Genomic DNA, 11,727 nt, shown 5'->3' on the forward strand with positions numbered 1-11,727 from the left:
TTGTCGATTGAAGCTTACATGTTTTCAGATGTCTGTAACATCGATCCGCCGCCGATCCGGTTTGAACGGCAGCGTCGTGACCGTCACGCGCACGGTGCGTTGTGCGGTTCCCGGCGCGCCCCACACCACCTCGAGCATCCCGCCGGCCCCTGCCAGCCCGCGGTCGACGACCGCGAGCGAGATGGTCTTGCGCAGCCCCAGACTGAGGGTGCGCCCCGTCGACACCCCGACATCGACACCATCGCGCAGCACCCGGTCGAACACGGGCCCCTGCACCTTCGGCCGCTCCATCGGCTCGGGCAGCTCGCCGTCGCCGAAGTACGCCCCCATGATCGCGGCCACGTCGTCCCGATTCCACTCCAGGCCCACGAGCACCCTGGCAGGCCCGCCCTCCCGCCGCTCGGCGAGCAGGCTCTCCCGGCCGAGGAAGTCGTGGTCGAGCGCCCCACGGTCGCCCCATCCGAGTTCGGTCGGCCGGCGGAAGTAGTCGGCGAACTCCGTGGTCACGAAGCTGCCGCCCGGGTAGCCGCGCTTGAACTGCCAGGGCGCCCCCGGCGTGATGGCCGACGCAGGCATGTAATCCAGCCCGTTGGTGGCGATGCCCGCTTCGATGTGCTGCACCGACTGCGCCCGGAACCCCAGCTGGCGGATGCCGTGAGCGGCACCGGCCGCCACGATCGCCTCCCAGATCGCGTCGGCGCGATCGACCGGCCCGTGCACCTCGTAGCCGAGCTCGCCGGAGATGCCGGTTCTCAGGATGCGCACCGGAGCACGCAGGATGCTCGCCGTCACGCTGCGATTGAACGCGAGCCCGCGCAGACCCGTCCCGGTCACGGTCTCGACCACGGCGATCGATCGCGGTCCCTGCACACCGAACACGAAAAAGTCGGGGCTGATGTCGTCGGCTTCCACCTCCCAGTCGCCCTGGGCGAGTTGCCAGAGGAGCCACTCGCCGCTGCCCGCCGTATAGACGAACTCGTCGTCACCGGTTCTCAGCAGAATGCCCTCCGAGGCGATCCACGCGTTCTGGTCGAGCTGCACGTGGTGCTTGATCTGACCGATGTCGAAGCGGCTCAGGTCGTTCATGCCGAGGCCGCTCAGGAATTCCCGCGCCTGAGGTCCGCGCACCCGGGTCTTGGCCAGCCCGCTCCAGTCACCGATGTAGCAGCTCGTGACGTGGGCGATCGACTCCTCGGCCCAGTCGCTGTACTCCAGCGGCAGGTACTGCGGGCCGAACCGCCCGACGGCGGTCTTGGCCGTTCCGGCGTCCTGAGCCGCTGCGGCAGGACTGAACAACGGCGGCCGCTCGGTCACGAGCGGGCCCGAGCTGGCCTTCTTGAAGGCGAGGTACGTGTCCCGGAACAGGTTCGCTTCGTCCATCGGGACTCACTCCTGTGAAAGCGCATCATCGCGCATATGAATACACCTTATATGTATACAGTTCTCTGTCATAGTGATTCCGGTCGGGCGGCCAGCCAGGCAAAGAGCGCGAGCGACGAACTGATCGCGATCACCACTCCCAGGTTCGCCGCACCCGCGCCGAGCAGACCGGTCACGGGAGACCCGAGCGCTCCCCCGAAGAACTGCGCCGACCCGACGAGGGCAGAGGCCGCACCGCTCGGCACGGGAGCGAGCTGGCCCCAGCTGTGCGCCCCGGGCAGCACGAATCCCGTCGCGGCCGCGAAGGCGAGTGAAGTGCCCCACAGAACCGGTTGCGGCGCCTGCGACACGGCCGCGACCGCCATCGCTGCGCCGCTCACCGCCGCGAGGGCCAGCCCTGCCCCGAGGGGCCACGACGGATGCCGGGTTCGGACGAGCCGCCTGAAGACGAGGTTGGCCGCCAGCATCGCTACGGCATTGGTGGCGAAGACCACCGCGAAGACCCACGGCGGCTGCCCGAACTCGCCCTCCACCACGAACGCGGCCGAGGCCACGTAGGCGTAGAACCCGAAGGAGTGGGCAGCCAGACCCACGGCGATCCACCGCAGACGACGGTCGCGAGCGGCCACCGACAGCCCGCCGAGGAGACTCGTCGCCGGCGATCGCCGCGCGGGTGGCAGCGTCTCGGGCACCATCGAGGCGAACGCGAGTGTGACGACGGCCCCGAAGGCGGCCAGCACCACGAAGTCGGCCCGCCACCCCCAGGCGAGCGCGATGACCGCCCCGGTCACGGGCGCGACGACGGGGGCCACGGCGGTGACGAGCGACAGCACGCCGATGCGCGACGCGAGACTCGGCGCATCGGGTGACAGATCACGCACGATGCTCCTGGCCACCACGATCCCCGCCGCGCCGCACAGTCCCGCCAGACCTCGCACCACGAGGAGCATCACGGCGTCGACGGCGAACGCGCTGAGAACCGAGGTCAGGGTCCAGCCCGCGACCCCGACGAGCACCACGGACCGTCGTCCGCTCCGATCGCTGAGGGGGCCCCAGATCGACTGACCGACAGCCACTCCGAGCAGGCAGGCGGTCACGCTGGCTTGGGTGAGCGACTCCGATCCACCGAGCTCCGAGCGCAGCAGGGGCAACGAAGGGGTGTAGATGTCGACCGAGAGCGGCGCGGCGGCGGTGAGCAGAGCGAGCACGACGAGGATGCGGGCCAGGCGGGCCGACGAGGTGGCACCCACACCGGATCCGCCGACGGTCACGGGTCGGTGACCGCGCCGCGCTCCGCCCCGGTGCCGGAATCCGGCACAGCGAGCACCGCCACCAGATCGCACTGGATGAGGGATCCGCCGTCGAGCTGGGCCGCCATCACCTGGCGAGCGGGCCGGCTCGACGCGTCGGGGAACAGCTCGATCCAGGAGCGGTTGATCGCCTCACGGTCGCGGTAACGCACCACCCAGAACGTCATCTTGACGATGTCGTCGACCGAGCCGCCCGCCGCAGCCAGCAGCGCGGCCACGTGGCCGAAGACGTGGCCGACCTGCTCCTCGAGCGAGTCGGGCAGCTCCCCCGAGTGCGGGTCCCGCCCGGTCAGCACCCCGGAGAAGAGGAACGGCCCGATGCGCGAGCCCGCGGGTACGGGGTTCACGTGCGAGAAGCCCGCCAGCTCGATGCTGCTCCGTCGCGTCATGGTCGCACCTCGGCCACGACGCGATTCTCGATCGCGCCCAGCCCCTCGATCTCGGCCCGCACCACGTCGCCCACCGCGAGGAAGCGCCCCGTCGGAGCCCCGATCCCGGCCGGCGTTCCGGTGGCGAGCACGTCGCCGGGCTGGAGGGTCATCACCTGGGTGAGATAGGCGATCTGCTCGTAGACGTCGTAGATCATGTCGTCGGTGCGCCAGTCCTGGCGCACGTCGCCGTTGACCGAGAGCGTCATGCGCAGGTCGAGCGGGTCGGCTATCTCATCGTCGGTGGTGAGCCACGGCCCGAGCGGCCCATGGGTGTCGAACGACTTGCCCAGGGTGAAGGTGGGCGAGCGCTTCTGCAGCCAGTCGCGCACCGAGACGTCGTTGGCCACGAGGTACCCGGCGATGACCGAGCGGGCGTCCTCCACCGCGACGTGGCGGCACGGGCGCCCGATCACCACGGCGAGCTCGATCTCGTAGTCGAGCTGATCCGAGATCGCGGGCTTCACGATGTCGCCGTGCGGCCCGATGATGCAGGAGACCTGTTTGTTGAACCACAGCTGGCTGGTGGGGATCGGGATGCCGGCGGCCCGGGCCTCCTCGGCGTGCTCCTTGTAGTTCATGCCGATGCCGAGATACTTCTGCGGAGAGTCGACGGGCGCCTCGAGCACCACGTCGGCCAGCGGGACGGCGTTCCCCTCCGCCGCACGGATCGCCGGCGCGAGTGCGGGGAGCTCGGGGAGGATCGCACGGAGCGAAACCCCCACCCCGGGCACCGAGGAGATGTCGACGAGATGGTCGCCGTCGACCCGGCCCAGCCTGGTCGGGCCGTCGCCCCGTCGGTAGCGCGCGATCTTCACGAACGCACCCCGCTCGTCTCCGCCTCGGAGGGCAGCGCCGGCCAGGCCTGCTCTCCCCGCGGTGTCATCTGAAAGGAGAGATAGTGCCACTCGCCGTCGTCGTCGCGGTAGAGCACCTGCGTGACGACACCCTCGACGGTGCGTTCGCCACCCTCGGCGGTGCGCAGCCGGTTGCGCATGGGGCCCGTGAGCACGGCGGTGTCGCCCACGACACGGATGTCCAGTTCGCCTCGGGTGATCTCGAGGTAGGCCCGCCGCAGGGCGACGTGCTCGAGCAGCTGCTCCTTGCGCTGGGTGAGCCCGGGAGCGTGCACGTGCACCAGCCGCTCGTCGAACAGGCGGTCGAGTGCTTCCACGTCACCGTCGATCAGTGCCCGGATGCGGCGGCTCTCCACCTCGAGCAGCTGCCTCTCGACCTCGGGTCCGGGCCGACTCACCGTGGCCATCAGGCCGTCGGCTCGCTCGCCACGAGCTCCCAGGTGCGGAACCCGGTCGCCTCGCCCGCCTCGTGCCCGGGGCGCGGCTGCCCCACGAGGGCGTGGTATTTGCTGAAGATCGCGTCGGCCTCGGCGAGAGGCAGCACCTCCTCGATGTCGACGAACCGCTCGCCCTGCGTGCGCTCTTCGACCATCCGGCGGATCACCTCGTAACCCTCACCACGGTGTGCCATCACGATCCCGTTGACGGCCTTCAGCCGCTCGCCCTCGAAAGCGGCGAGCGCCTCCCCCAGGTCGCCGATCGTGGCGAGCTTCTCGGCGAGCACGCCGCCGTCGACGATGGCCTGGCACGCGCCGTTGCCGCCGCGCGGGTACATGGCGTGGGCGGCATCGCCGATCATGACGACCCGCCCGTCGATCCAGGTCTCCAGAGGATCGTGACGGATGAGCGGGAAGAGGTATACCTCGCGGGCCTCGCGCAGCATCTGCTGCACGTCGAGGAAGTCGAGGTGCGTGTCGTCGTAGTGGTGGATGATCTCGTCGACCGAGCCGAGCTGGTTCCAGTCCTCGACCGTCTCGTCACGGGTGGCCTCCACCACCCAGTTCACCAGGGTGAGTCCCGTTCCCTCGAAGTCGTCGGCGATCGGGTACACGATCATGCTCGAGATCTGGGGGGCGCCGATGTGCAGGATGGTGCCGCCGGTCTTGAAGGGCTTCATGAGCGTGGTGCCCCGCCACATGGTGATGCCGGAGTAGACCGGGTCGGCGCTCTTCGGGTGCATCTGACGGCGCACCACGGAGTTGATGCCGTCGGCGGCGACCACCAGGTCGGCGCGCACCGAGCTCGAGCTGCCGTCACGGTGCTGCAGGTCGAGCGTCACCCCGTCGGCGTCCTGCGTGTAGCCGAGCAACCGGCGGCCAGTGACGACGGCATCGGCCCCGAGACGCTCGATCACCGTGCGGTGCAGCAGCATCTGCAGGTATCCGCGGTGCACGAAGCGCTGCTCGTAGAGGTAGCCCATGTGCGCGCCGCAGAGCTCGGCGTAGATCTCCTGCCCGTACTTGTTGTAGAAGATCGACTCCTGCGCATCGACCGAGATCGCACGGAACTCGTCGAGCAGCCCCAGTTCGTCGAGCTCCTTCGAACCGTAGACCTTCACGTCGATGCCCACACCGAGCGGGCGCAGTTCTTGCACCGACTCGTAGATCGTGGGGCGGAAGCCCTTCTGGTGCAGCCGCAGCGCGGCGGCGAGCCCGGCGGGTCCGGCTCCGATGATGGCGATGTCAAGCATGGGTGGTCTCCTTGGTGAGGGGGAAGAGGTCGTCGAGGAAGCAGGTCGCCGAGGCCCAGGCGCGCTCGGCGCTGCGCGGGTTGTAGGCGACGACGTCGCGCATCGGTGAGAGATCGGAGGCGGGGTTGGTGAAGGCGTGCTTGGTGTGGCCGTAGAGATCGAGCTCCCAGTCCAGGCCGGCCGCCGTCAGCGACGCCTCGAGTCCGGCGCGCATCGGCGCCGTGGCCATCGGGTCGTCCGCACCGGCGCACAGCAGCACCCGCGCGGAGGCGACGGGCTCGTCCCACCCGGTCTCGAGCAGGTCGAGACCAGGGTGGATGCTCACCACGCCCCGTACCACCCCGCCTGTGCGGAGGTGTTCCAGCGCCGACGATCCCCCGAAGCAGTAGCCCATGCTCGCGAGCGCGGAGGCGTCGACCTCGGGCTGCGCGCCGGCGGCCCGATGGGCCGCGTCGATCCGGCCTAGCCAGCTTTCGCGGTCTCCCGCCATCCCGCCGATGAAGGCCCCGATCTCCTCGGGTGTCTCCGGTCTCGCGCGCCCGCCCCAGACGTCGGCCGCGAACACCGCGAGACCCCGGGTGGCCAGGCGCTCCGCGGTCGCCATGAGTTCGTCGGTGAGACCGAACGCGTCGTGCAGCAGCACCACGCAGGGAAGCGATGCCGACGAGGCCGGTGCGACGAACCAGCCGAGCATCCGGGTGTCGTCGTGGTGGTACTCGACGTCTCGAGCGGTCAGGTTGGCCATGCGTCACCTTTCTGATGCACGCGCTCTGCGATGAGGCGTGCTGCGATCGTAGGCATGATCGCACACGATTTCAAGGTGAATCGTATGCGAACCTTCCACCCGCTCTGACACGGCGGAGATTCACACAAACTGCTTTAAGCGTCTTTGATCAGCCTATTCTCACGAGCTGGCCGAATTTCGTGTGCGATCGGTCTATCTAAACCGGCTCGATCCTCATATGATTTCGCACACGATACCTGGCGACCGCATCGATGCGGACCGCCGGTGCGAACCGTTGCACACAGCCGTGCAGCGGCACCCACGCAGCACGGATCGGGAGCACGACCGAATGACCAGCCCTTCCAGCGCAACCACGACGGCCTCGACCGCCCCCACGCCCGACCCCTACACCGGCGCCGTCGGTCTCGCCACGGAACCGGGATCGGGGAGGGGTGCCTCGTTCGGATGGTTCAGCGCCCGTTTCGCCGTGATCGGCGTCTGGCTGCTCATGATCGTCCTGTTCGCGGTGCTCGAGCCCTCGACCTTCTTCACGATCGGGTCGTTCCGCACCATCTTCGGCAGCCAGCAGGCGCTCGTCTTCCTCGCGGCCGCCCTCCTGTGCACGATCATCGTCGGCGAGTTCGTCGACATGTCGGTAGCCTCGAACTTCGGCCTGTCAGCCATCCTCGTGACGGTGCTGACCGTCACCCACGGCTGGAACGTGTGGGTCGCCGCCGTGGTCGCCGTCGCCACCTCCACGCTCGTGGGGGTGATCAACGGACTGCTGGTGGTGAGGCTCGGTGTCAACACGATCGTGGTGACCCTGGGCATGGGCACGTTCCTGCTCGGCATCGCCCTCTTCCTCAGCAATCTCATGCCGGTGAGCGGGCTCCCGGCATACTTCGCCCAGATCGCGCTGTTCCCCGTGCTCGGCCTGCCGATCAGCTTCTATCTGGGTGTGCTGCTCATGCTCGGCTTCGCCTACGTGCTGGCGTTCACGCCGCTCGGCCGCAACATAAGATTCGTCGGCGAGAACCGCGAGGTGAGCCGGCTCGCGGGCGTGCGCGTCACCCGCGTGCGCATTGGCGCCTTCACGGTGGCCGGCCTCATCGCCGGGGTCGGCGGGGTGTTCGCCGCCGCGGCGACGGGCGGTTTCGACCCCGCCGTCTCGCAGAGCTACCTGCTCCCCATCTTCGCCGCCACCTTCCTCGGCACCGCGATCCTCTCCCCGGGCCGGTTCAATCCGCTCGGAACCCTCGTCGCCGTCTACTTCCTCGCCACGGGTGTGCTCGGGCTGCAGCTGCTCGGCGCCACCTCGTGGGTGTCGAGCGTGTTCTACGGCGGCGTGCTGGTGGTCGCCGTCACGATCTCCACCGTGCTCCACGCCCGATCGCGACGCTGAGCGCGCCGGGTCACTCTTCCCCTGTCCCCTCCATCCGATTGCCGACGTTGTCAACAAGGAGAACCAGAATGATCACAGCATCAACCCACCGGGGCCGACGGTCACGGGGGCTCGCCCTCACCGGAGCCCTGGCCGCCCTCGCCCTCACCCTCGCCGCCTGCTCGGGCGATTCCGGCACGGCCGAGGGAACCGGCTCCGCATCGACTCCCGCGGCGAGCGCCGGCGGCGACTCCGAGCTCGCGCAGACCGTCGCAGCGGCCCAGCAGCCTCTCGACGCCTACCCCGTTCCCACAGACCCCATCGACGACGCCTCCTCCCTCGCGGGCAAAACGGTCTACTACGTGCCCATCACCCTGCAGGCGCCCTCGTTCTCGGTGGCACTCGAGGGGCTCGGCGCCGGCCTCGAGGCGGTCGGCATGAAGCTGCAGGTGTGCGACGGCAAGGGAACACCCACCGACATCAGCGCCTGCGTGACTCAGGCGACCGAGGCGGGCGCGGCCACCATCATCGCCGACGCCATCCCCTACGGTCTCGCCGGCAACGCGTTCGATGCCGCCCAGGCGGCGGGCATCCCCGTCATCATCCAGAACCAGGTCCCCGACGCGGCGCACCCCGCATCCGACACCCTCGCCTACATCGAGGGCGGCGGCACCGCGATGCAGATCGCACTCGCCCAGTGGGTCGCGCTCGACTCCGACGGCACCGCGAACCTGCTCATCAACCAGAGCACCGACGGCCCGTCGCCCGCGGCCTACGTCGAGGCCTCGAAGACCGAGCTGGCCAAGGACTGCCCCGACTGCACGGTGACCGTCAACGAGATCTCGGTGTCGAGCTTTCAGCTGATCCCGTCGTCGACGAGCTCGCAGTTGCTGCAGAACCCCGACATCGACTACGTCGCGGCCCAGTTCGAGCAGTACCTCCAGCCCACCCAGAGCGGCGTGCAGCAGTCGGGCCGAGCAGACTCGGTGAAGGGGATGACCGGGGCGGCGCAGCTGGGCAGCCTGCAGGCGCTCGCGAACGACAACTTCCTCTACGCCGCAGCCGCTCAAGCCACCGCCTACCAGGGTTGGGTCGACGCCGACGCCGCCATGCGCCTGACACTGGGACTGGGGCTTCCGGAGTACGTCATCCCGATCAGGCTGTTCACCCGCGAGAGCGTGGGCGACGTCGACCTCACCGAAGACGCCCAGAACTCGGGCGAGTGGTTCGGCCCCACCAGCTACACCGACGATTTCCTCACCCTCTGGGGTGTTGCGTGAGCTCGGAGACCCTGCCGGGGGTGCGGCCCGAGTCGGGCGCACCCCCGGTGCCGCGCCTGGAGGTCGAGTCGCTCTGCATGACCTTCTCGAACAACAGGGTGCTGCGCGATGTGGCGATCGACGTGCGGCCGGGCGAGATCCACGCCCTCATCGGTCAGAACGGCTCCGGCAAGTCGACGCTCGCGAAAGTGCTCACCGGGCTCTACGAGCCCGATCCCGGCACGCGCGTGATGGTCGACGGCGTCGGATTGAGACTCCCGGTCCGCCCGCGGGAGGCTCGCGAGCGCGGGGTCGCCGTGGTGCACCAGAGCCTGGGGCTGATCGAGGGCCGGTCGGTGCTCGAGAACATGCGGGTGGGCCGGCTTCAGGCGAGCCGGCTGCTCCGGCGCATCGACTGGAAGCGGGAGCGGGCAGCGGCCGAGGCCGTGTTCCAGCGGCTGGGCCGGTCGGTCCCCCTGAACGCCGAGGTCGGTTCGCTCCGCGAGGAGGACAGAGCCACGGTCGCCATCGCCCGTGCACTGCAAGACGCTGAGCCGGGCAGCGGCCTGATCATCTTCGACGAGTCGACACGGTCGCTGGGTCGCCGCTCGCTCGAGCACTTCTTCCAGATCCTCGACGAGATCGTGTCGACCGGCACGGCGGTGCTCATGATCACCCACCGGCTCGAAGAGGTCGTCGACGCTGCCGACCGGGTCACCGTGCTGCGCGACGGCCGGGTCGTGGAGGCGGGTCGCGAGGTGGAGGGTCTCAACGAGGCCGCCCTCACCGCCATGATGCTCGGCCGCAACCTCATCGATCTGGAGCGCCGGTCGCCCGGGACCGCGACCGTCGACGCTCCGGCCGTGACCGTGGAGGGCCTGACCGGGCTCGGCGTGCGCGACGTCGCGCTGACGGTGGCGCCCGGTGAGGTGCTCGGCCTCACCGGATTGGCCGGCTCGGGATACGACGACGTGCCCTACCTCCTCTCGGGCGTCACACCGGCCGAGTCGGGCACCCTCGATCTCGGCGGGCAGCGTCTCGATGTCCCCGGGCTTACGCCCGCCACGGCGATCGATGCCGGGATCGCGCTCGTGCCCGAGGGTCGGGAGCATGCCGGCCTGGCGATGAGCCTGTCGGCCGCCGAGAACGCGGTGTTCCCCGCAAGCAGCCGGTCGACGAGACCGCTCTCCCGACTCGACCGAGCGGGCGAGCTCGCCCGCGTGAGCGAGTGGATGGACCGGCTCGACGTGCGCCCCCGGCAACCGAAGGCTCTCGTGAAGACGTTCAGCGGCGGAAATCAGCAGAAGGTGCTGCTCGCCAAGTGGCTCGCCACCTCCCCTGCCCTGTTCATCCTGCACGAGCCCACCCAGGCCGTCGACGTCGGCGCCCGGCACACCCTGGTGGCCGCGATCCGTTCGGCGGCGAGCAACGGATGCGCCGTGCTCGTGGCCGGCTCCGACGAGAACGAGCTCGCCCTCCTCTGCGACCGCGTGATCGTCTTCGGGGAGGGGTCGGTGCGCCAGGAGCTCTCCGGTGACCTCACCCCCGACGGCATCGTCGAAGCCATCTACTCCAACGGCTCCCGCACCCGCCTGCGGCACACTCCGAACCACTGATCACTCACGGAAAGAGACACACACCGATGACCGTCGTCGACATCAACATCCACCACCTGCCCGAAGACCTCTTCACCAACGAGAAGATGCTCGACGGCTTCCTCAGCACCGCTCCGCGCGGATTCGGTGAGATCGCCCGGGTCATCACGATGGAGGACGGCAAGAAGCAGCTCATCCTGGAGAAGCCCGTCGGGTCGCAGAACCTCAACTACGTCGAGGGCGACTACTCGGTCGAGTCGAAGCTCGCGGCGATGGACGAGGCGGGGGTCGACTACGGCATCATGCGGGTACCGGTCTGGCAGGAGTGGCTGAGGCTCGACACCTGCAAGGAGGTCAACGACAACGCCCACGACATCGTGAAGCGCTCGAACGGCCGGCTGTTCGCCACGGCCTGCGTGCCTCCGTGGGGCGGCAAAGAGAACATCTACGAGCTCGAGCGGTGCGTGGGTGACCTCGGCGCGGTGGGCGTGCAGCTGGCCTGCCACTACGGGCAGCTCTACCTCGACGACGAGGCCTTCGAGCCCTACCTCAAGGTCATCGAGAAGCTCGACATCCCTGTGGTCGTGCATCACACGCCCCTGCCCGTGGAGTGGAAGTCGGTCGTCGACTACACGAACCTGCGCCGGGAGTACGGGCGCATCATCGACCAGGGCATCGCGGTGGGTCGCGAGCTGTTCAGCGGCATGTTCGACCGCATGCCGAACCTGCGCTTCATCCACACCATGCTCGGCGGCAACTGGTTCGCGCAGACCGCGCTTCTCACGCCCCACGCCTCGAACAAGAAGGAGGCGATGGTGCGGCTCGACCCGACCGGGGGCGACAAGATCAAGAGCTACCTCGAGAACAACCTCTTCTTCGACCTCACCCACCCGCACTCCTGGGGCAAGACCCAGGTCGAGGCGGCGCTGAAGATCAACGGCGCCGACCACTACCTGTTCGGGTCGTCGTTCCCCGTGTTCTACGGCTGGATGGGTCAGGGTGTCGAGTTCGTGAAGAACGAGCTCGAGATCAGCGACGCCGATCGTGAACTCGTGCTCTACGGCAACGCCAAGCGCCTGTTCAACCTGCCGATCTGAACGGGG

At 68.9% G+C, this 11,727-nt stretch carries 11 protein-coding genes; 4 read left to right on the forward strand and 7 right to left on the reverse strand.

Annotated elements, in window-relative coordinates; genetic code table 11:
* Positions 1-24: 24 nt before the first annotated feature.
* From N1031_RS06215 to N1031_RS06245, 7 genes are all read right to left on the reverse strand, one after another.
* Positions 25-1,380 carry a hypothetical protein gene (locus N1031_RS06215; protein ID WP_259478739.1) on the reverse strand — a complete coding sequence of 452 codons (1,356 nt, stop codon included), beginning with the start codon at positions 1,378-1,380 and terminating at the stop codon, positions 25-27.
* Between the two features lie 68 nt (positions 1,381-1,448).
* The gene (locus N1031_RS06220) at positions 1,449-2,630 is read right to left on the reverse strand and encodes a Bcr/CflA family efflux MFS transporter (protein ID WP_259478740.1); all 1,182 of its coding nucleotides are present in this window, start codon (positions 2,628-2,630) and stop codon (positions 1,449-1,451) included.
* Positions 2,631-2,647: 17 nt separating this feature from the next.
* The gene (locus N1031_RS06225) at positions 2,648-3,079 is read right to left on the reverse strand and encodes a RidA family protein (protein WP_259478741.1); all 432 of its coding nucleotides are present in this window, start codon (positions 3,077-3,079) and stop codon (positions 2,648-2,650) included.
* Positions 3,076-3,936 carry a fumarylacetoacetate hydrolase family protein gene (locus tag N1031_RS06230; protein ID WP_259478742.1) on the reverse strand — a complete coding sequence of 287 codons (861 nt, stop codon included), beginning with the start codon at positions 3,934-3,936 and terminating at the stop codon, positions 3,076-3,078. Before N1031_RS06230 ends, N1031_RS06225 begins: the two co-directional genes overlap by 4 nt.
* On the reverse strand, positions 3,933-4,382 hold the full coding sequence (locus N1031_RS06235) for a YybH family protein (RefSeq protein WP_259478743.1): 450 nt from the start codon (positions 4,380-4,382) through the stop codon (positions 3,933-3,935). The genes N1031_RS06230 and N1031_RS06235 overlap by 4 nt, the downstream gene beginning before the upstream one ends.
* Positions 4,382-5,665 (reverse strand): FAD-dependent monooxygenase, encoded by a 1,284-nt coding sequence (locus N1031_RS06240; protein WP_259478744.1) that lies wholly within the window; start codon positions 5,663-5,665, stop codon positions 4,382-4,384. Before N1031_RS06240 ends, N1031_RS06235 begins: the two co-directional genes overlap by 1 nt.
* Positions 5,658-6,410, reverse strand: coding sequence for a dienelactone hydrolase family protein (locus N1031_RS06245; protein ID WP_259478745.1), 753 nt, complete (start codon positions 6,408-6,410; stop codon positions 5,658-5,660). Before N1031_RS06245 ends, N1031_RS06240 begins: the two co-directional genes overlap by 8 nt.
* A 328-nt stretch (positions 6,411-6,738) precedes the next feature.
* Between N1031_RS06245 and N1031_RS06250 the strand changes: the two genes are divergently transcribed.
* The 4 genes from N1031_RS06250 to N1031_RS06265 all read left to right on the forward strand — a co-directional run bounded on the left by N1031_RS06250 (position 6,739) and on the right by N1031_RS06265 (position 11,721).
* Positions 6,739-7,791 carry an ABC transporter permease gene (locus N1031_RS06250; protein ID WP_259478746.1) on the forward strand — a complete coding sequence of 351 codons (1,053 nt, stop codon included), beginning with the start codon at positions 6,739-6,741 and terminating at the stop codon, positions 7,789-7,791.
* Between the two features lie 68 nt (positions 7,792-7,859).
* Entirely contained in the window at positions 7,860-9,050 is a 1,191-nt protein-coding gene (locus N1031_RS06255; RefSeq protein ID WP_259478747.1) for a sugar ABC transporter substrate-binding protein, read from the forward strand.
* The gene (locus tag N1031_RS06260; protein ID WP_259478748.1) at positions 9,047-10,645 is read left to right on the forward strand and encodes a sugar ABC transporter ATP-binding protein; all 1,599 of its coding nucleotides are present in this window, start codon (positions 9,047-9,049) and stop codon (positions 10,643-10,645) included. The genes N1031_RS06255 and N1031_RS06260 overlap by 4 nt, the downstream gene beginning before the upstream one ends.
* Positions 10,646-10,671: 26 nt before the next feature.
* Positions 10,672-11,721 (forward strand): amidohydrolase family protein, encoded by a 1,050-nt coding sequence (locus N1031_RS06265; RefSeq protein ID WP_259478749.1) that lies wholly within the window; start codon positions 10,672-10,674, stop codon positions 11,719-11,721.
* The last annotated feature ends 6 nt before the right edge of the window (positions 11,722-11,727 follow it).

The sequence above is a fragment of the Herbiconiux moechotypicola genome (genome assembly GCF_024979255.1).
Taxonomy (GTDB): Bacteria; Actinomycetota; Actinomycetes; order Actinomycetales; family Microbacteriaceae; genus Herbiconiux; species Herbiconiux moechotypicola.

Excerpts from the sequence above, each read along its gene's own strand:
- N1031_RS06245 (WP_259478745.1), bottom strand. The coding sequence starts at position 6,410 with ATGGCCAACCTGACCGCTCGAGACGTCGAGTACCACCACGACGACACC.
- N1031_RS06265 (WP_259478749.1), top strand. The coding sequence starts at position 10,672 with ATGACCGTCGTCGACATCAACATCCACCACCTGCCCGAAGACCTCTTC.
- N1031_RS06215 (WP_259478739.1), bottom strand. The coding sequence starts at position 1,380 with ATGGACGAAGCGAACCTGTTCCGGGACACGTACCTCGCCTTCAAGAAG.
- N1031_RS06255 (WP_259478747.1), top strand. The coding sequence starts at position 7,860 with ATGATCACAGCATCAACCCACCGGGGCCGACGGTCACGGGGGCTCGCC.
- N1031_RS06235 (WP_259478743.1), bottom strand. The coding sequence starts at position 4,382 with ATGGCCACGGTGAGTCGGCCCGGACCCGAGGTCGAGAGGCAGCTGCTC.
- N1031_RS06240 (WP_259478744.1), bottom strand. The coding sequence starts at position 5,665 with ATGCTTGACATCGCCATCATCGGAGCCGGACCCGCCGGGCTCGCCGCC.
- N1031_RS06250 (WP_259478746.1), top strand. The coding sequence starts at position 6,739 with ATGACCAGCCCTTCCAGCGCAACCACGACGGCCTCGACCGCCCCCACG.
- N1031_RS06225 (WP_259478741.1), bottom strand. The coding sequence starts at position 3,079 with ATGACGCGACGGAGCAGCATCGAGCTGGCGGGCTTCTCGCACGTGAAC.